The organism is Streptomyces sp. NPDC059002, assembly GCF_042740435.1.
In the GTDB taxonomy this organism is placed as follows: Bacteria; Actinomycetota; Actinomycetes; order Streptomycetales; family Streptomycetaceae; genus Streptomyces.
This window is the reverse complement of sequence record NZ_JBHYJI010000053.1, coordinates 25,323-44,045: the sequence shown is the minus strand read 5'-3', so window position 1 is coordinate 44,045 and position 18,723 is coordinate 25,323. Positions and strand designations below refer to the sequence as shown.

At 70.3% G+C, this 18,723-nt stretch carries 14 protein-coding genes; 1 reads left to right on the top strand and 13 read right to left on the bottom strand.

Annotation, left to right across the window (positions count from 1 at the left end):
* Nucleotides 1-91: 91 nt before the first annotated feature.
* The 6 genes from ACFWZ2_RS33635 to ACFWZ2_RS33610 all read right to left on the bottom strand — a co-directional run bounded on the left by ACFWZ2_RS33635 (nt 92) and on the right by ACFWZ2_RS33610 (nt 7,053).
* On the bottom strand, nt 92-1,684 hold the full coding sequence (locus tag ACFWZ2_RS33635) for a cation acetate symporter (protein WP_384552200.1): 1,593 nt from the start codon (nt 1,682-1,684) through the stop codon (nt 92-94).
* On the bottom strand, nt 1,681-2,241 hold the full coding sequence (locus tag ACFWZ2_RS33630) for a DUF485 domain-containing protein (RefSeq protein ID WP_384552198.1): 561 nt from the start codon (nt 2,239-2,241) through the stop codon (nt 1,681-1,683). Before ACFWZ2_RS33630 ends, ACFWZ2_RS33635 begins: the two co-directional genes overlap by 4 nt.
* Before the next feature lie 110 nt (nt 2,242-2,351).
* Nucleotides 2,352-3,089, bottom strand: a complete 738-nt coding sequence (locus tag ACFWZ2_RS33625; protein WP_384552196.1) for a response regulator — start codon at nt 3,087-3,089, stop codon at nt 2,352-2,354.
* Entirely contained in the window at nt 3,086-4,228 is a 1,143-nt protein-coding gene (locus ACFWZ2_RS33620) for a sensor histidine kinase (protein WP_384552194.1), read from the bottom strand. Before ACFWZ2_RS33620 ends, ACFWZ2_RS33625 begins: the two co-directional genes overlap by 4 nt.
* Nucleotides 4,225-4,737, bottom strand: a complete 513-nt coding sequence (locus ACFWZ2_RS33615) for a DUF1453 domain-containing protein (RefSeq protein WP_384552192.1) — start codon at nt 4,735-4,737, stop codon at nt 4,225-4,227. The genes ACFWZ2_RS33620 and ACFWZ2_RS33615 overlap by 4 nt, the downstream gene beginning before the upstream one ends.
* Nucleotides 4,738-4,929: 192 nt before the next feature.
* A complete protein-coding gene (locus ACFWZ2_RS33610; protein WP_384552190.1) occupies nt 4,930-7,053 on the bottom strand; it encodes a type IIA DNA topoisomerase subunit B in 2,124 nt (707 codons plus the stop codon).
* Nucleotides 7,054-7,495: 442 nt separating this feature from the next.
* On the opposite strand from ACFWZ2_RS33610, the gene ACFWZ2_RS33605 reads away from it, so the two are divergent.
* Nucleotides 7,496-7,726 carry a hypothetical protein gene (locus tag ACFWZ2_RS33605; RefSeq protein ID WP_055544920.1) on the top strand — a complete coding sequence of 77 codons (231 nt, stop codon included), beginning with the start codon at nt 7,496-7,498 and terminating at the stop codon, nt 7,724-7,726.
* 166 nt (nt 7,727-7,892) lie between these two features.
* Here the strand turns inward: ACFWZ2_RS33605 and ACFWZ2_RS33600 are convergent, their stop codons facing one another.
* From ACFWZ2_RS33600 to ACFWZ2_RS33570, 7 genes are all read right to left on the bottom strand, one after another.
* A complete protein-coding gene (locus ACFWZ2_RS33600) occupies nt 7,893-8,723 on the bottom strand; it encodes a S1 family peptidase (RefSeq protein WP_384552188.1) in 831 nt (276 codons plus the stop codon).
* A 140-nt stretch (nt 8,724-8,863) separates the two neighbouring features.
* Entirely contained in the window at nt 8,864-10,408 is a 1,545-nt protein-coding gene (locus ACFWZ2_RS33595) for an RNA polymerase sigma factor (RefSeq protein WP_384552186.1), read from the bottom strand.
* A gap of 456 nt (nt 10,409-10,864) precedes the next feature.
* On the bottom strand, nt 10,865-11,752 hold the full coding sequence (locus tag ACFWZ2_RS33590) for a FadR/GntR family transcriptional regulator (protein WP_384552184.1): 888 nt from the start codon (nt 11,750-11,752) through the stop codon (nt 10,865-10,867).
* 162 nt (nt 11,753-11,914) lie between these two features.
* Nucleotides 11,915-13,933, bottom strand: a complete 2,019-nt coding sequence (locus ACFWZ2_RS33585; protein WP_384552182.1) for an ATP-binding cassette domain-containing protein — start codon at nt 13,931-13,933, stop codon at nt 11,915-11,917.
* Nucleotides 13,934-14,121: 188 nt separating this feature from the next.
* A complete protein-coding gene (locus ACFWZ2_RS33580; protein ID WP_384552180.1) occupies nt 14,122-14,883 on the bottom strand; it encodes an NUDIX domain-containing protein in 762 nt (253 codons plus the stop codon).
* Between the two features lie 119 nt (nt 14,884-15,002).
* Nucleotides 15,003-17,063 carry a glycogen debranching N-terminal domain-containing protein gene (locus tag ACFWZ2_RS33575; protein ID WP_384552178.1) on the bottom strand — a complete coding sequence of 687 codons (2,061 nt, stop codon included), beginning with the start codon at nt 17,061-17,063 and terminating at the stop codon, nt 15,003-15,005.
* Between the two features lie 267 nt (nt 17,064-17,330).
* The gene (locus ACFWZ2_RS33570; protein ID WP_384552177.1) at nt 17,331-18,713 is read right to left on the bottom strand and encodes a DUF4192 domain-containing protein; all 1,383 of its coding nucleotides are present in this window, start codon (nt 18,711-18,713) and stop codon (nt 17,331-17,333) included.
* Nucleotides 18,714-18,723: the final 10 nt, after the last annotated feature.

The following is an 18,723-nucleotide window of genomic DNA, read 5'->3' as shown; positions in this document are numbered from 1 at the left end:
CCACGACGCACCCGCAGATGCGAACCGAATTTCCCGCGGAGCGCTCAGGCACCCGCCTCCTTCGGGCGAATCGGCCCCCTCGGGGGAATCGTTACGCCGCCCCGGCGCCAGTCAGCGACCGCACTTCCGTCTCCGCATGCTTGGCCTCGTCCGCGGGCTCGCGCGAGGTCACGGTGCCGAGCCACCCGGTGAGGAAGCCCAGCGGGATGGAGACGAGCCCCGGGTTCTCCAGGGGGAAGTACTGGAAATCCACCCCCGGGAAAAGGGAGTTCGGCCCTCCGGAGACCACAGGCGACAGCACGACGAGGGTGAGCGCGGGCAGCAGCCCCCCGTACACCGACCACACCGCGCCGCGCGTGGTGAAGTTCCGCCAGAACAGCGAGTAGAGCAGCACCGGCAGATTGGCGGACGCCGCGACCGCGAAGGCCAGGCCCACCAGGAACGCGACATTGAGATCGCGGGCCAGCAGCCCGAGCCCGATGGCGACCACACCGATCCCGGCCGCGGCGACCCGCGCCACCGCCACCTCACTGCGCGGCTTGGCATTGCGCCGCCGCAAGGAGGCATACAGGTCATGGGCCACGGACGCCGACGAGGCGAGCGTGATCCCGGCGACGACGGCGAGGATCGTGGCGAAGGCGACGGCGGCGACGATCGCGAACAGAACCGTTCCGCCTGTGGAGTCCGCACCGCCGCCCAGATCGAGCGCCAGCAGCGGAACTGCCGTGTTCCCCGCGGCATTTGACCCGCGCACCGCATCGGACCCCACGATGGCGGCCGCGCCGAAGCCGAGCACGATCGTCATCAGATAGAAGCTGCCGATGAGGCCGATCGACCAGACCACCGAGCGACGGGCGGCCCGCGCGGTCGGCACGGTGTAGAAGCGGGAGAGGATGTGCGGCAGCCCGGCGGTGCCGAGCACGAGCGCGAGCCCGAGGCTGATGAAGTCGAGCCGCGCGGTCCAGTCGCCGCCGTACTTCAGTCCGGGCGCGAGGAACCGGTCCCCCTGGCCACTGCGCTCGGCCGCGGTCCGCAGCAGCTGGTCGAAGTCCCCGTGAAAACGCACCAGGACGAGCACGGTCAGCGCGATCGCGCCACACATCAGCAGGACCGCCTTGACGATCTGGATCCAGGTGGTGGCCCGCATCCCTCCCATCGACACATAGATCACCATGAGCGCGCCGACCCCGATCACCGTCCAGGCCCGCGCTGCCCCGCTCGTCCCGCCGAGCAGCAGCGCGACCAGCGATCCCGCCCCCACCATCTGCGCCACCAGATAGAGAACGGACACGGTCACCGAGGAGGTTCCCGCCGCGATCCGCACGGGACGCTCCCGCATCCGCGCCGCGACGACATCTGCGAGCGTGAACCGGCCGCAGTTGCGCACCAGTTCGGCCACCAGAAACAGCACCACGAGCCAGGCCACGAGAAACCCGACCGAGTAGAGCAGCCCGTCATACCCAAACAGCGCGATCAGCCCGGAAATACCGAGAAAGGAGGCGGCCGACATGTAGTCACCCGCAATGGCAAAACCATTCTCCATGGGCGAGAAGAGCCGTCCGCCCGCGTAGAACTCCTCCGCCGAGCCGTGCCGGTTGCGGCTCACCCATGTCGTGATCGCGAGGGTGACGGCCACGAACGCGCCGAACAGCAGCAGCGCGAGCGTCTGGTGATCGCCTCTCATCGCTCCACCCTCTGCTCCCACGCCACATCGCGCTCCCGCCGCTGCTCCTGCTCCCGCGCCTGCTCCCGTTTCTGCTCGAACACGGCCCAGCGCAGATCGAGCGCCGCACGATCCCGGCGCAGCCGCGCATGCCGGGCATACGCCCAGGTCAGCAGGAACGTCGTGAGGAACTGCCCGAGCCCCGCGAGCATCGCCACATTCACGGCACCCGTGACCGGCCGCGCCATCAGCCCGGGCGCCGTCGTCGCGGTCACGACGTACGCGACGTACCAGGTGAAGAAGACGGCCACACCCGGGATCACGAACCGCCGATACCGGCTGCGCACTTCCTGGAAGGCGTCGCTGCGCTGCACCTCCAGGTAGATGTCGGCCGGGCTCGCGCCGGGCTGCTGAGCTGCGGCCCGGGGCGGCGCCTCGAAAGCCGGCGCGCCCGTGCCGTCCAACTCCCCCCAACCGGATGCGAGCGCGTCGTACCAGGGATCCCTCGGATCACCGACCCGGCCCCGGCCCGCACCCGCCCGACCCGACCCGGCGTCGGGCCCGTCGTGCTTCTCCACCGAACTCTCCTTGTCCGCCGCCTTGTTCGGCCGCGTGCCCAAGGATGGGCAGAACAGGAAGATCCCTGACTCTTCTCTCCGCGCTCTTCACCCCTTCAGGTGAAGGGTCCTCAGCTGCGGGCCCTCCCCGGAGGCTTGGCGAGGCCGTGCCTGTAGGCGTAACGCACGGCCTGCGCCCGGTCCTTGAGGCCCGCCTTCGCGAACAGGTTGTTGATATGGGTCTTCACCGTCGCGGTGGAGACGTGCAGGGCCCGGGCGATCTCGTGATTCGTCATCCCCTCCGCGATCAGCACGAGCACCTCGGTCTCCCGCGCGGTGAGCCCATCGGGTGGCTCCGCCACAGGGGCAGGATCCGGCTCCGACAGCCGCTCCAGAAGCCGCCGTTGGATGCCAGGCGAGAGCCCGGCGTCTCCCGACAGCACGTCCTCGACGGCCCGCACGATCTCGTCCCCGCCCGCGTCCTTGGTGAGATATCCCCGCGCGCCCGCCTTGAGCGCGGGGAACAGCGAGTCGTCGTCGGCATACGTGGTGAGCACGACGACCTGCGTCCCCGGATACTCCGCACGAATACGCCGCGTAGCCTCCGCACCGTCGCAGCGGGGCATGCGCAGGTCCATCAGCACCACATCCGGGGCGAGTTCGGCCACCAGGCGGACGGCCTCCTCGCCATCGCCCCCTGACCCCACCACCTCGATACCGGGCAGCAGCCCCAGCAGCATCACGATGCCCTCGCGCACCACGGTCTGGTCGTCGACCACGATCACCCGCGCGGGCGGCTTCGCCCCGGCCGCTTTCGTCTCTCCCGCTGCGTCGCCCGCGGTCCCGGCGGCGCCGTCGTCCACTGTCATCCCGGCACCCTCAGTGTCACCACGAAGCCCTCCTCGCCCGGCCCTGCCTGCAGGGATCCACCCAGCAGCTCGGCCCGCTCACGCATTCCCAGCAGACCGTACCCGGCTCCGGAAGCGGCCAGCTCCCCCGCAGGCCCACCCGAATCCCTTACATCCAGCCTCACTTCACTCTCTCCGTACTCCAGGCACACCTGCACCTTCGCGCCCGGAGCGTGCTTGCGTACGTTCGTCAGGGCCTCCTGCGCGACTCTGCGCACCGCCTGGGACGCCTCGGCCGGCAGCGCACGCCGCTCCCCCGTCACGGTGACCGACGCGCGGTCCGCCGTAACCAGTTCGCGCAGGAAGTCCTCGACCGGGGTCATCTCCCCCCGCAGCGCGGAGAGCGCCTGTCTGGTCTCGGCGAGTCCCTCACGCGCCATGGTCCGCGCCGCCACCACCCGGTCCAGGATCTGCTGTCTGGTCGCGTCCCCCTCGATCAACAGCCGCGCCGCCTCCAGGTGGACGAGCTGCGCGGACAGGCTGTGCGCGAGCACGTCATGGATCTCCCGCGCGATGCGGGCCCTCTCGGCGAGCGCGGCCGACTCGGCCTCCGCGGCGCGCGCGGCCCGCTCCTGCGCCAGCAGCCGATGGGCGTTCCCTCGCGCCTCGGCGTCCAGTCTCAGGGTGTATCCGGCCAGCACGAGACCCACGACGGTGAGCGCCGTGACGAGCCAGCTGTCGTCGTTGTACACGGCGAACCCGGTCATCGCGGCGAGCACGCAGGGGGCGCCCGCGACCAGCGGCAACCGCTCCAGGGCGGAGACGGCCGAGCCGCACCACAGCACCACGGCGAGGACCCTCCACTCGCCGAGCTCCGCGACGAACGCGGCCCCCAGGAGCAGCGCCATCAGCGCCAACGCAGGCCACAGCCGATGGGCGAACGAGACCCGGAAGAACGCCCAGCCGATGAGGGAGACCGCCACGACCACGGTCACCCCGGCCGCCAGATGCCAGCCCCGGTCCTTGTGGAAGGCGTCCCACAGCAGGCTGGCGAGGATCACCACGCGCAAGACCCTGACAAACCACAGCCTGGCAAGGCTCAGCCCCGCCCAGGTGAGCGCCTCCCGCGAGGGCCATCTCGTCCATCGGTCCCAGGTCACACGGGGTCCTTCCGCAGGGGCTCGTACGCCGCGTCGGCAACACCGTACGTCCGGCGTCCCGCACCGGCCCGGTGCAGGAGCAGCCCGCTGCGCACCAGCAGTGTGGCCGCGAGCGCCAGCATCAGGGCGGCGCTGCCCTGGCGCACGTCCAGCATCACGCCGACCCCGAACAGGCCGAGCCGGAGCCCGATTCCGACGGCCCAGACCAGCGCGGTGGCCTTGGTGCCCTTGCTCCACACGGTGCCGTCCGCCTCGGCCCAGACGTGCGAGGTGCGCGCCCAGCCGACTCCCATGGCCAGACCGACGAACAGCTCGGCGACGAGCAGCGCCACGGACACCGCCTGGTGCCGGTGGTCGATCAGATCGGGCTCGCGCACGGCCATGAAGACCAGGACCGCCGGTATCAGCCACCAGCGCCGGTCCGTGTCGATCGGCTGCGCCTTGAACTGGCGCACGATCACCAGCAGCACAACGGCGCAGATCACCACAGCGTTGGCGAGCCCGGACATGTCAGCCTCCGCACGACGAGGAAGGACGAGGCCGATCCGAGGAGGATCGACGCCTTCGACGCTACGGAAATCGCCTGGTCGGGAGATCGGAGCAGGGGTGGAACATGGGTGGACCCGTGCGCTCCACCCACGGGTGGAGCGCACGGGTCGGACTACGCGGAGGACCGGACCGGCTCGGCAGTCCGGCCCACGTCACGCGTCGATGCGCGAGCGGTCCAGCGTCGCCGCGGACTTCGTGATGAACTCCTTGCGCGGCGCGACGTCGTTGCCCATCAGCAGATCGAAGACCTGCTCGGCCGAGTCCAGCTCACCGATGTTGATCCGACGCAGCGTGCGATACCGCGGGTCCATGGTGGTCTCGGCCAGCTGGTCGGCGTCCATCTCGCCCAGACCCTTGTAACGCTGGATGGAGTCCTTGTACCGCACGCCCTTGCGCTGGAACTCAAGCAGCGTCTCGCGCAGTTCGCGGTCCGAGTACGTGTAGACGTACTTGTCCTGGCCCTTCTTCGGCTGGATCAGCTCGATCCGGTGCAACGGCGGCACGGCGGCAAAGACCCGGCCCGCCTCAACCATGGGCCGCATGTACCGCTGGAACAGCGTCAGCAGCAGGATGCGGATGTGCGCGCCGTCGACGTCGGCGTCGACGAGCAGAATGATCTTGCCGTAGCGCGCCGCGTCGATGTCGAAGGTCCGGCCGGACCCCGCTCCTATGACCTGGATGATCGCGCCGCACTCGGCGTTCTTGAGCATGTCCGAAACGGATGCCTTCTGAACGTTGAGGATCTTGCCGCGGATCGGCAGAAGGGCCTGGAACTCGGAGTTCCGGGCGAGCTTGGCCGTGCCGAGTGCGGAGTCTCCCTCGACGATGAAGAGCTCGCTGCGCTCCACGTCGTCGCTGCGGCAGTCGGCGAGCTTCGCGGGCAGCGAGGAGGACTCCAGCGCGGTCTTCCGACGCTGGGCGTCCTTGTGCTGACGGGCCGCGATCCGGGTCCTGGCCGCCGCGACGGCCTTCTCCATGACAGCACGGGCCTGCGCCCTCGCATCCCGCTTCGTGGAGGCCAGGAATGCCTTCAACTCCTTGGCGATCACGTTGGCGACGATCCGATTGGCCGCCGAGGTGCCGAGCACCTCCTTGGTCTGCCCCTCGAACTGCGGCTCCGCAAGACGGACCGTGACGACGGCTGTGAGGCCCTCCAGGGCGTCGTCCTTGACGATGTCGTCCTCGGCCACCCGCAGCAGCTTCTGGCTGCGCAGCACCTCGTTCATCGTCTTGGTGAGCGACCGCTCGAAACCGGTCACATGGGTGCCGCCCTTGGGCGTGGCGATGATGTTGACGAAGGACCTGATCACCGTGTCGTACCCGGTGCCCCACCGCAGAGCCACGTCCACTCCGAGTTCCCGGGTGACCTCGGTCGGCGTCATCTGACCGTGGTCGTCCAGAACCGGCACCGTCTCCTTGAAGGTGCCCTGCCCGGAGAGGCGGAGGACGTCGCAGACCGCCTTGTCCTGTGCCAGGTACTCGCAGAACTCGCTGATGCCGCCGTCGAAGCGGAAGGATTCCTCACCCTTCGTGCCGCCCTCGCCGAGGCCGAACTCATCACGTACGACGATGGTGAGACCCGGCACCAGGAAGGCGGTCTGGCGGGCGCGCTGGTGCAGGTTCTCCAGCGAGAGCTTGGCGTCCTTGAGGAAGATCTGGCGGTCGGCCCAGTAGCGCACGCGCGTGCCGGTGCGGGTCTTGGGGATCTTCTTGACCTTGCTCAGCTTGGCCGACGAGTCGAAGGCCGCCTCGGGCCCCGGCTTGGCGAAGGCACCCGGGACGCCACGCCGGAAGCTGATCGCGTGGGTGTGCCCCGCGCGGTCCACCTCGACGTCGAGGCGCGCGGAGAGGGCGTTCACCACGGAGGCGCCCACTCCGTGCAGACCGCCGGAAGCGGCGTACGAGCCGCCGCCGAACTTCCCGCCCGCGTGCAGCTTGGTCATGACGACCTCGACTCCGGAGAGTCCGGTCTTGGGCTCGACATCCACCGGGATGCCTCGGCCGTTGTCCCGGACCTCCACGGAGGCGTCGTCGTGGAGGATGACCTCGATGTGGTCGCAGTACCCGCCCAGGGCCTCGTCGACGGAGTTGTCGATGATCTCCCAGAGGCAGTGCATGAGGCCGCGACTGTCCGTCGACCCGATGTACATGCCCGGACGCTTGCGGACGGCCTCGAGCCCCTCCAGGACGAGCAGGTGCCGCGCGGTGTAGTTGGAACCGTCCCGGTCTGCTCCGGTCAGCAACGCTGTGGACGGCACGGACGTCTCGGCGGTCACGCGGTTCGCTCCTCGCTGAATTTCAAAGGGAGTCCTTTGGGGTAAGGACGCGGCTTCGGTTGCCGGTCAGAGGGTACCGATGCCTGGTAGAGCCGTTGTCACGCCACCCTCGTCTCAACTCAGACTAGTCCAGACTCGCATACGTGTTCGATCCCTCAATGGAGTGAAGCGCACGTCACGTTCCCTTCGAGGCATGAACCATTTAGGCTCCGGGCACGTCCTCATGAACAACCGGCAAGCCAGCCGGGGAGGACCCGACCTGTACACCCAGCGCGAAACCGTAAGACACGTAAGAGACGCAATACGGCACATTCGCCGCCAACCGGCAACGGACAACCTCCTCGAAAAGAAACTTCGAGGAAAAGCCACGAGCGGGAACGTTTTCGGCCTGGTTGGATGTTGACCCTGGTACGACAGCTCGTCGAGCTAGAGAAGAGGCGACGTGACTACTGTTCTGACCCCCGCGAGCCCCCTGACGGCCGCTGATCGCTGCGACCGCTGCGGCGCCCAGGCATACCTGCGCGTCGTCCTGTTGAGCGGCGGTGAACTGCTCTTCTGCGCCCACCACGGCCGCAAGTTCGAGCCGGAACTCAAGAAGATCGCCGCTGAGATACAGGACGAGACGGAGCGCCTGACCGCCGTTCCCGAAAGCGCCACCGAAGAGGAACGCTGACACCTCGCATCCACGACGAGCCAGCACCGGCACACAGGCCGGCGAACGGGCGGCCGCCCCCACCAACAGGTAGGGGCGGCCGCCCGCTCTCGTTACACGGGCATCTGGGCCCCTTCTCGGGCGCCCTGGACCGGCCTCCTCGGCCGGTCCAGCACCAGAACCCGCTTCAGCCGTACACACGCATCACTCTGGCAACGTCCGAAAGCCGCGTATACACACCGGGACTCCCGGCACGCCCGCAGCCGCTCCCCCAGGACACCAGCCCGATCAGCCGCCCGTGCGCGACCAGCGGTCCTCCGCTGTCCCCCTGGCAGGCATCCCGCCGACCGTCCATCTCGCCCGCACACACCATCGTGGCGGCCGTGTACGTCCCGTCGGCACTGCCCGGGTACGCCTCCTCGCACACGGCGTCGGACAGCACCTGCACCCGCGCCGAGCGGAGCGTACGGGCGTAATTTCCCGACCCCGTGGTGTCTCCCCAGCCGTAGACGGCGGCACCCGTACCCGCCTCGTACGCAGGGTCCGCCCGTCCTGCCACGGGAATCACATAGCCCTCAGGGAGCGGCTCGGCCAGGGTCAGCGCCGCCACGTCGCCGGAGTTCGTGTAGCTGTCGTACTCCGGGTTGACCCAGACGCCGCGCACCGGGATCTCCGCACCGTCGGCCGCCCGCAGGTCACCGCGGCCCGCGATGACCTTCAGGTCCGTGACCTCACTCAGCGGCACGCCGAGCACTTCCTCGCTCACGCAGTGCGCCGCGGTCAGGACCGTCGAGCGCCCGATCACCACACCGCCGCAGAACTGCCCCGCCCGGGTACCCCCGAACCGGTCACGGCTGGAGAGGGCCACGGCCCACGGACTGTCGGACGCCTGCACCGGACCGCCCCCGATGACCACGCTGTCGGCTGACGCCGGGGCCGGGGAGGCCAACGGCAGCGCGGCGGCAGCTGCCATCAGGGCCAGTGCCCCCGTCCACACTCGGGCGAAGGGACGACGCATGCGATCTCCTCACTCTGGGTTGCCATCGCATACCCAGAGTCATTCAGTGCCGCACACCGCGCACCCGCGCGCGGAAGGCCCGAAGTCTCCTGTCTGGAGACTTCGGGCCTTCCGTGGAGTGCACCGGCTGCTGTCGCTGCCTAGTCGAGGTAGTCGCGCAGCACCTGCGAACGCGACGGGTGACGCAGCTTCGACATCGTCTTCGACTCGATCTGGCGGATGCGCTCGCGCGTCACTCCGTAGACCTTGCCGATCTCGTCGAGGGTCTTGGGCTGGCCGTCCGTGAGACCGAAGCGCATGGAGACCACGCCCGCCTCACGCTCGGACAGGGTGTCCAGGACCGAGTGCAGCTGCTCCTGGAGGAGCGTGAAGCTGACCGCGTCGGCGGGCACGACCGCTTCGGAGTCCTCGATGAGGTCACCGAACTCGCTGTCGCCGTCCTCGCCCAGAGGGGTGTGGAGGGAGATCGGCTCACGGCCGTACTTCTGGACCTCGATGACCTTCTCCGGGGTCATGTCGAGTTCCTTGGCCAGCTCCTCCGGAGTGGGCTCGCGGCCCAGGTCCTGGAGCATCTGGCGCTGGACGCGGGCCAGCTTGTTGATGACCTCGACCATGTGCACCGGGATACGGATGGTGCGGGCCTGGTCGGCCATCGCGCGGGTGATCGCCTGACGGATCCACCAGGTGGCGTACGTGGAGAACTTGTAGCCCTTGGTGTAGTCGAACTTCTCGACCGCGCGGATCAGACCGAGGTTGCCTTCCTGGATGAGGTCCAGGAAGAGCATGCCGCGGCCGGTGTAGCGCTTGGCCAGCGAGACCACCAGACGGAGGTTGGCCTCCAGGAGGTGGTTCTTGGCCCGGCGGCCATCCTCGGCGATGATCTCCAGCTCGCGCTTGAGCTTCGGCGCGAGCTTGTCGGCGTTGGCCAGCTTGTCCTCGGCGAACAGGCCGGCCTCGATGCGCTTGGCGAGCTCGACCTCCTGCTCGGCGTTGAGGAGCGGGACCTTGCCGATCTGCTTCAGGTAGTCCTTGACGGGGTCGGCGGTGGCGCCGGCCGCGGCGACCTGCTGCGCGGGCGCGTCGTCCTCATCCTCGTCGGAGAGCACGAAGCCCTGGGCGCCCTCCTCGGCCGGCTCGCCCTCGCCGGGCTTGCCGGTGGCGGGTGCCTCCTCGGTGCCCTCTTCGTCCAGGAGCTCGTCGGCGTCCTTCTTGGAAGCGGACTTCTTGGCCGCCGTCTTCTTGACAGCGGTCTTCTTTGCGACGGCCTTCTTGGCCGTCGTCTTCTTGGCAGCGACCTTCTTCGCGGGCGCGTCCTCGGCGGCACCGTCCGCGGTCGACGCCTCAGTGGCGGCAGTGGCGGTGGGCTTCACCGTGGCGGTCTTGGCCGCGACCGTCTTGGTCGCGGTGCGCTTGGCCGGACTCTTTGCTGCGACGCTCTTGCGGGGGCGCTTGGGCTCCGCGGCACTGACCATCAGCGTCACACCCTCTTCCTCGAGGATCTGGTTGAGGCTGCGCAGAACGTTCTTCCACTGAGTGGCCGGAATCTGGTCAGCTTCGAAGGCACGACGCACGTCATCGCCGGCGATCTGCCCATCAGCCTTTCCCCGCTCGATGAGCGCCATGACAGAGACGGATTCGGCGATCTCCGGCGGGAGCGTACGGGATGTGCTGGCCGACACGAACAACCTCTCGGAACGTTGGAAAACGACTTCCGGCCCCGTCCATTGTGGACCGGAGCCGACGACCGGCGGCTGGGGATTGGGCCGACGGCGCGGGCGGAGCCGGGGAGCTGCACAGCGTCACGAACGACCGCTGTATTCCCTCCTCGGCTATCACCTCTTAGGTCATCGCGCTGCTCCTAGGAGCGTTACGCCCAATCTACGTGGCCCGAGTCACACCCCGTAAGTGCTCAAAAACGGCTAGATACGGTCAGAAGCGACCGACGCATCTGCACGAATGGTCCCACGGTGCCCTGCACAGCACCCCTCACATTCGTGTCGCCGGATCCCCACCGAGCTCCTGAGGAGCCCGCGGGGATCCGGCGACACAGGCCGCGGCAGAGGAATCGTCGATGGCGTACGGGACGACGAAGCGATGCCGCGAGGCGCACACACGTCGGCCTCGCCGACGCGGATACGCGATCAGTGCTCGCGAGGGGCGGGCACTACTCGCTCCACCTCCGGGTGGACGGTGAGCAGCTGCCGCATGGCGGCCTCGGCACCGGATCCGTCGCCCGCCGCGAGGGCGTCGACGATGCGGGAGTGGTGCACGAGGGAGCCTTCACTGGGGCGGTCACAGCCGGTGATCGGCCCGCCCGAGACCTGGAGGGCGGCCGAGACGATGCCGGACAGGTGCTCCAGCATGCGGTTGCCCGCGACCTGGATGAGCAGTGAGTGGAACTCCGCGTCGGCGCGGGAGAACGTGATCGAGTCACCCTGAGCCAGCGCGTGGCCCATGATCTCGACCATGTCCGCGAGGCGCTGCTGCACCTCCTCACGACCGTGCCCGGCGGCGAGACGGGCGGCGAGCGGCTCGATCATCCAGCGCAGCTCACCGAGCTCGCGGCGCTGGTCGTCGCGCTGCGGCCCGAAGGCCCGCCACTCGATGATGTCCGGGTCGAGCAGGTTCCAGTCGCTGACGGGGCGCACGCGCGTGCCGACGTTGGGCCGGGCGCTGACCAGGCCCTTGGCCTCCAGTACGCGCAGGGACTCGCGTACGACGGTGCGGGAGACCTCGAAGCGCTGGCCGATCTCCTCGGGGACGAGCGGGCGGTCGGCGCCCAGGTCACCGGAGACGATCATCTGACCCAGTTGCTGGACGAGTTGGCCGTGCAGCCCACGGCCGCGGCTGCCGGCGGTGCGCCGGCCCACACGCCCCAGGTCCTGGTCGGCGCCGTCCCAGACGGGGGCGACGACGCGATCCCCGCCGGGGGCCTCGGCGTAGGGGTATCGGTCGAGTTCGCCCGGGCCTGCGAGACCGGAGTCGGCGGAGCGGGCGGTGGTCATCATGGTGTGCGCAAGGGTACTCACGGATCAGTTGTCGGCGTGGCCCCCAACTCCCTTGAGGTCTTTGGTGAAAAGCACACGAAAGGGTGATCGCTAACCCCGCCGCAATTGACGCCTTATCGGAAAGAAATGGGCGTTATCCGGGGAGTTGCGCACAGCACCGCAACGGAAGGCGCCGGACGGTCCTCAACGGACCCTGCCGCGCATCGCCGTGAGCAGATATGCGCAGAGCAGAGCGGTCAGCGACAACATCAGTGCACTGCCCACGGGTTGGGCGATCATGCGGACTCCACCGGCCAGATATCGCTCGGCCCCGAAGGGCCACTGCACCAGCGCGAGGTCGCGCAGCCTGGCCGGAAGCCCGGCCGCCGATCGCACAGATGGTCCCTCCAAGGCCTTCTGTACGAGGGGTACGACGATGATCGGCACCGCGAGCACCGCGGCGAGCCCCGCGGTGGTGGACCGGAAGACGCCGGCGGCCAGCACCCCCGCCCACGCACAGCCGGTCACCAGGGCCAGCCAACTGGCGCTCAACGAAAGCCAGTCAGCGGGAACTCTGGTGAGCTCTTCTCCGTATACAAGGTGGAGCAGCGCGGCGTCGGAGGCCACCGCGAGCAGGCACAGCAGCAGTGCCGTGGCGGCGGCGACGACCAGCTTGGCGCCGAGCAGTCCCAGTCGGCGCGGGACGGTTCCCCGGTCCGCGGCGAGGGCGGGGTGGCGGAACTCGTCTCCGAAGGCGAGGGCGCCGAGCAGTCCGGCACCAAGAGCCGCGGGCGGCAAGGGGAGTTCCTCGGGCCACGCGGCGAGGAGGCGCGCCTGCGGCGTGTGACCGGCCCTGGCCAGGAAGACGCAGAGCACGGCGGAGACGGCGACAACGGCGGCCGCCGTGAGATAGCCGCTGCCGACGCCCACGGCGCGACGCAGCTCGTAGCGCAGGGGCCGCAGAGGGCTGCGGCTCGGGCGGACCGTGATGGGGGGTGGCAAGGAGGACACCGGCTCCTGGGGAGCGGGAGAGGGCGCGGTGGCGTGCGGCGCGTCATCGGTGTCTTCGAGCGGGATCAGTGGGGTCAACACGATCTCGGCCTGGTCTGCGGACGCGGCGTCTTCGGAGGCTTGAAGCCGGGCGTCACTCCGGCCTGCGGGCACGTCTCGGGACGGCTCGTTGAGCTGCCCTCCAGCCAGACCTGCGAATTGCCCCGCGGCCCGATCTTCGGACGATCGCGCTGCAGCACGTGCTTCGCCGTCACCCTCGGACGACTCGGCCCCGGCCCCGGAGCCCACAGATCCGGATTCCGCACCCCTCCCACCTCTCGCGCCCAGCGAAGGCGACGGCCCCGCATCCCCGACCTCATCGGCGAGTTGGTGGACGAGAATGCCGTGCCGATACGCGGTCTCCCCCACATCGGCACAGTTGCTGCCGTACACGGAGAGCCTGTTGCCGTCCTCCTTGACCACCTCCACAGAGCGCCGTCCCGCGCGTGCCTCCTTGGCCAGCAGCGCGCCGAGACGGGCCGCGTGCGGGCTCTGGACGGCGACCCGGGGGCGGAGCCTGGTGCGCGCGAAGTCCGCGACCTCTTGGTCGGCGACGAGCCGCCCCGCCTCCAGCGTGACGACGCGATCGGCGGTCCTGGCGGCCTCCTTGGGGTCGTCCGTGGTGAACAGGACGGTGCCGCCCTGGCGCGCATGGGCCCGCAGAATGCCGTGCAGCCACGCTCCTTCTCGGGCGGAAAGCCCGTCGGCAGGCCCGTCGAGGACGAGTGTGTGCGGGTCGGCAAGCAACGCGCAGCCCAATCCGAGACGACGGTCCATGCCGCGCGAGAGCGTGCCGAGACGCTGATCCCGGAGGCTGACGAGACCGACGACCTCCAGGACGTCGTCGGCACGTTGAACGGGCACTCCACTGGCCGCGCACAGCATGCGCAGATGCCCGCGGACCGAGCGGGCCGGGTGCCCAGGGACGTCTCCCAGGAGGACGCCCACCTCACGCGACGGATGGGCGATGCGGTGCAGTGGGCGGCCTCTGAAGTACGTGATGCCGCGGCCCTGTTGGAGTTCGAGCATCAACCGCAGCGCCGTGGTCTTGCCGGCTGCCTCGGCGCCGAGCAGCGCTGTGACACGGCCGGTGCGTGCCTCGAAGGACACGTCGTCGACGGCGGGCGGGAGCTCCTGGCGGGGATTGCTGGTCAGTCCGATGGCCTGGATCATCGCTTCTCTCGCAGGATGTGCGACCGCTCGGCGGCCGGGATCCGTCCGCCGGATCGGGGACGGACGAACCCCGTGGGTACTTCAGCAAGATAACGCGACATTTCCGGCTTTTCGGGCAGGGCATGGGCCACCGGTGTCCCCGGGCCGCCCGGACCGACCGGATCAGCAGGTGGCAGCGAGCACGGGCGTCAGACCTCGGGACGCAGCATCGGCGGGTTGAGCAGCGTCGCGCCACCCGCGCGGAAGAGCTGCGCAGGACGGCCGCCCTGCCGGGTGGTCGTGCCGCCGGTGGGGACGAGGAAGCCCGGCGTGCCCGTCACCTTGCGATGGAAATTGCGAGGATCGAGGACAACGCCCCAGACGGCCTCGTACACGCGTCGCAGCTCGCCCACGGTGAACTCCGGCGGACAGAAGGCCGTGGCCAGCGAGGAGTACTCGATCTTGGAGCGGGCACGCTCCACGCCGTCCGCCAGGATCTGTGCGTGATCGAAGGCGAGCGGCGCGGCCTGTTCGTCCTCTCTGCCGTAACCACCCTGCTTGAGCAGTGCCTCGACCGGCGCCCAGCGCGCACTGTGCGCGTCGCCGCCCGCCCGGGGCGCGGGCAGGTCAGGAGCCAGGGCGAGGTGCGCGACGCTGACCACACGCATCCGCGGATCGCGCTTGGGGTCGCCGTAGGTGGCGAGCTGCTCGAGGTGCGCCCCATTCGCCTGGGCCGGGGCGTCCGGGTCGTGCGCGCAGAGGCCTGTCTCCTCGATCAGTTCACGCGCGGCCGCGGCCGACAGATCCTCATCGGGACGTACGAATCCTCCGGGGAGCGCCCAACGTCCCTGGAACGGCGGCTCACCGCGCCGGACGGCCAGCGCACAGAGCGCGTGACGGCGCACGGTCAGCACGACCAGGTCGACGGTGACAGCGAAGGGCTCGAAGGCCGACGGGTCGTAGGGCGACATGACGCGATCATAGTCGTCTGCCTGACGATAAACACCTCCTTCGCCATGCCCTCCCCAGCTCGGTTCACCGGGCGCGGACGACCGCTCCACGGCAGGCCCTCGCCCAGGTCGCATCAGGGTCACGCCCCCAACTGCAGCCCATCGGCTGCCTCCTCGACCATGGCCAGGCCGAGCCGGCTCACCCGTACCGAGAACGGACCGCCCGCGACGCTCAGCGCCGTAAGCCCCAGCTCCCCCAGCGGCGCGCTGCGGATCGGCCGCAGGGTCACCGTGCCCGTCGGCGCGTCGGGGCGGATCCCGGCGAGCGCCACGAGGAGGTGCACCCCGGCGGCCGCCGCGGTGGCAGCCGGACGACAAGCAGCGGGATGAGGCAACGGAACCGCCCCCTCCGTGCGCTGCTCCCCCGCGTACATCTCCGGCAGCCGATGCCCGAAGGACTCGGCTGCCGCCAGCACGCCCCGCAGGAGTGAACTCGCCTCCTTCTCGTACCCCGCGGCAGCCAGGCCCGCGACGGCGACCGCCGTCTCCTGCACACGAACCGCCCCGCCTCGATGCCCGAACGGGTTGTACGAGACCTCCTTCGCGCCCAGGCTGCGCAACCCCCAGCCGGAGTCCATGGCGGGCCCGCCGAGCAGCCGGGCGAGCTGTTCCGTCTGGACCTTGTCGAGCAGCCCGGGCGCCAGCGCGCCCGCTCCCAGCAGGCCGGTGTCCAGAAGGTGAGCGGCTCCCGAGGTGAGCTGCGGCAGCAGCCGTCCGTCAGCCAGGCGGGCCGCGGCCGGCCTGCCGCCCGCACGGTCGTCCGCCCAGAACTCCTCACGGAATCCGGATCGGAGACGCTCCGCCCACTGCCGCAGCCCTGCGGTATCCGTGCGGCCGTGCGCGTCGAGCAGGTCGGCGCCCAGCAGGGCCGCCCGATGCGCATGCGCCTGGATCTCGCAGCGAGCCAACCCGCCCGGGTGCGCATCCGGCAGGAACACCCCTTCGCCGACCGCGGTGCACAGCCACCGCAAGCACTTCTCCGCGGCGGGCAGCAATTCCTCGACCTCCTGCGCAGGCAACCCCCAACGCCAGGCCTCCGCGAGGAGCACCGGGAAGAGCAGCGTCGCCTCCGTGCCGGTGCAGCCGGGCGGCAGGTGCGGTCCGGAGTCCCGGAGCGGACCCGGAATCATGCCCGACCGCGGCCCCGGACCCGCGAGTTGGCTGCGCGCGAGGGTGCGCAGCGTCCCGGCGGCCAGCCGGGTCCCCAGCGGCAGCGCCATGCGGGCGGCGGCCAGCGCCTCGGCCGGGGCGAGTCCACAGCGCCAGGGGGCTCCCGCGGCCGGGTACATGTCGGTCGGGCACTCGGAGTCACGCAGCAACAGCGCTTGGAGATCCTCGACGGACCGGTGGAGAAGCGGCTGGACCCTCGGATCGTCGCCGACGGCTCGTGCTCCGGCAACGGAGCGCGTCGTGCCGTGCCCCACCCCGCGGATGGGTCCCGCGCCGTCGGGCCGCACCCGCAGTTCGACGCTCCGAGAGGCGCCGGGCGGCAGGTCCACCTCCCAGCGCAGCAGTCCGGCCGATGCCAGGGCGTCCTCGGGCGGCGGGTTGGCCGTGACCACGCAGTGGCCCGTGGCCGACGACCACCGCATGCCGGAGTCGTGGACGCTGGCGGGCAGTTCGGGACCGGCCCTGCCGGAGGCCACCATGCCCACCTCGGCCAGATCCGTGCCGAGTGACACCTCGACGGGGAGCCTCAGGTGGCGCCCGGCCGCGCTGTGCAGCGTGATCCGTTCTGTACCGTCCGCGTACCGGATCCGCTCGACGACGACCTCCGGGTCGGGGCCGCCGTCCGTCGGCAGGCACACGGTCGCCATGAAGCGGGCGCTGTCGGCCGACAGCATCCGGGCCTGCACCGCGACCGGCTCGCGCCCGGCCACCCGCACGTGGCAGCGCGAGAGGATCCGACGTCCCCCGCGGTAGAAGCCCTCCAGCCCACGCCCCGTCAACTGCCCCTGGTCCGTGGAGATCGCGAGGGCCGGCAGCGCGACGCAGATCAGCGCGGCATGCGCAGGCGGGAGCTCCACGGTGCGGCGCGACACCGGACCGGGCGTCGGCCCACTGGGCGGGCGCCCAGGGGCCGGCGCGGCCCGTGGGGGACCCTCTCTGCCGGAGACAGGAGACAGGGCGGAAAGAGACATGGGGCGGCTTCTTCTGCGTTGTCTGCGTCGACTGCGTCGTCTGCGCTGCGGAGGATCGGAGGCGGTGCGGCGGCGCGACCCGGCCACGGGTACCGCCACTCAGGTGAACGGACCGAACCCGCTCCAAGTCACGCCCGCGCATCGGGAAGCCGACCATAGGGCGCCAACTCCCCACGCGTGCCGCGGCCGTGTGGAGCCAATGTCCTATGAGCGCCACGCCTGCCGACAACCGCGCTGCCTGCCTCGCCCACCACCGGACCGGCGCGCTCATCGGCCGTTCCTCGCGCCGCGCCGGATCGTGCGACGACGGTTGCGCGGCCCCGTTCCCGGACCGCTTGAAGTCCAGGTGTCGCCCGAACCCCGACCACCACCGCCTCCGGCAGCACGCGGCAAACGGCGACGGCGCCGACGAGACGTGCCCTCTGCCGCCGCCGAGGACCCCAGAACCTCCGCACGCTCGGCGGCCGCCATCCCCAACACCTCCTCAGCACTGAGCAGTTCGGATTCCTGATCGTCGCTCCCCCTGCGCAGAAGGCGTCGAATCGGCTCCGGATCGAGGTCGTCGTTGCAGGCATGGCTCAGAAGCCGGGCGAAGAGATATCCCGGGTCGGCGCGGAGCGCCATCTCCAGCGCCTCCTGTCCCTCCCCGAGATCTCCGAGGGACCAGGCAACCCACCCGGCGAGCGCAAGCGGCGCGGCAGCGTGCTCTCCGTAGGCACCGACGCAGCGACGGGCCAGCGCCCGCCACAGTCGCAGCGCGGCAGGCGCGCCGTCACCCTCCATCCACGCCGCCGCGCGATCCCGCGTCGCCCTGACCTGGAGGCCGAGGATCAATGCGGCCGCCTCGTCGTGCGCGAGCAGCTCATCGTCCCTGTTGTCCGCCTCCAGCGTGCACGCTGGAGGCGGCGCGGCGGACAGGCGCGCCATGATTCGACGGGCCAGATCGAGTGTGCCGATGGCCACGTCGCGCCCCTCCTCGCCCAGCATCTTCGGGATGAGCGCGAGGCCGGCGGCGTCGAGCGCACGCTCCTGGTCGACAGCCGCAGCGGTTTGCCACGGCGCGAGCCGCGCCCTGATCTCGCTCTGTGCGCCGCCCACTTGGACTCCCATGTAGGTCGCGGCGGCGGCCAGGACCGAGGTGCCCGGCCTGAGCAAGGGGATTCCCTCCGGCGGGCAGCATCGGGTGTCCGGGCAGCAGTACGTCCAGAAGCGGCCCCCGGTGATGCACACGACTTCGATCACGGGGACGTCGAGGGCGCCGCACGCCGTGCGCAGCACCTGGGCCAGCGGCCGCAGGCGGGCCACGACCTGCTGCCCCGACTCGCCCTTGCGGGGTTCCTGGCAGAGGAAGGCAACAATGCCGTCGGGCCGGGCTCCCCTCCGCTCGCATCCGCCCACCAGGCACTGGGCCAGCTGGTCCGCGACGCACGGCCAGTCCTCCGCGCGCTCGGGAACACCGAGGCGCACCCGCCCGCCGAACTGCCCGCGCTCGCCGTGCAGGGCGATGAGCACGATGCTGTTCTCGGGCTTGAATCCGAGCAAGTACGGCAGGGCGTCCGCCAGTTCGGCGGGGGTGCGCAGAGTGACCACGGGCTCGTCGATCGATGCGCTGGGGTCGGTCGGACCGATGGCTTCGCTGTGATTCGTCATGCGCCGACTC

Coding starts and splice junctions, on each gene's coding strand:
- ACFWZ2_RS33635 (WP_384552200.1), bottom strand. CDS start 1,684: ATGAGAGGCGATCACCAGACGCTCGCGCTGCTGCTGTTCGGCGCGTTC.
- ACFWZ2_RS33625 (WP_384552196.1), bottom strand. CDS start 3,089: ATGACAGTGGACGACGGCGCCGCCGGGACCGCGGGCGACGCAGCGGGA.
- ACFWZ2_RS33615 (WP_384552192.1), bottom strand. CDS start 4,737: ATGTCCGGGCTCGCCAACGCTGTGGTGATCTGCGCCGTTGTGCTGCTG.
- ACFWZ2_RS33600 (WP_384552188.1), bottom strand. CDS start 8,723: ATGCGTCGTCCCTTCGCCCGAGTGTGGACGGGGGCACTGGCCCTGATG.
- ACFWZ2_RS33585 (WP_384552182.1), bottom strand. CDS start 13,933: ATGATCCAGGCCATCGGACTGACCAGCAATCCCCGCCAGGAGCTCCCG.
- ACFWZ2_RS33580 (WP_384552180.1), bottom strand. CDS start 14,883: ATGTCGCCCTACGACCCGTCGGCCTTCGAGCCCTTCGCTGTCACCGTC.
- ACFWZ2_RS33575 (WP_384552178.1), bottom strand. CDS start 17,063: ATGTCTCTTTCCGCCCTGTCTCCTGTCTCCGGCAGAGAGGGTCCCCCA.
- ACFWZ2_RS33570 (WP_384552177.1), bottom strand. CDS start 18,713: ATGACGAATCACAGCGAAGCCATCGGTCCGACCGACCCCAGCGCATCG.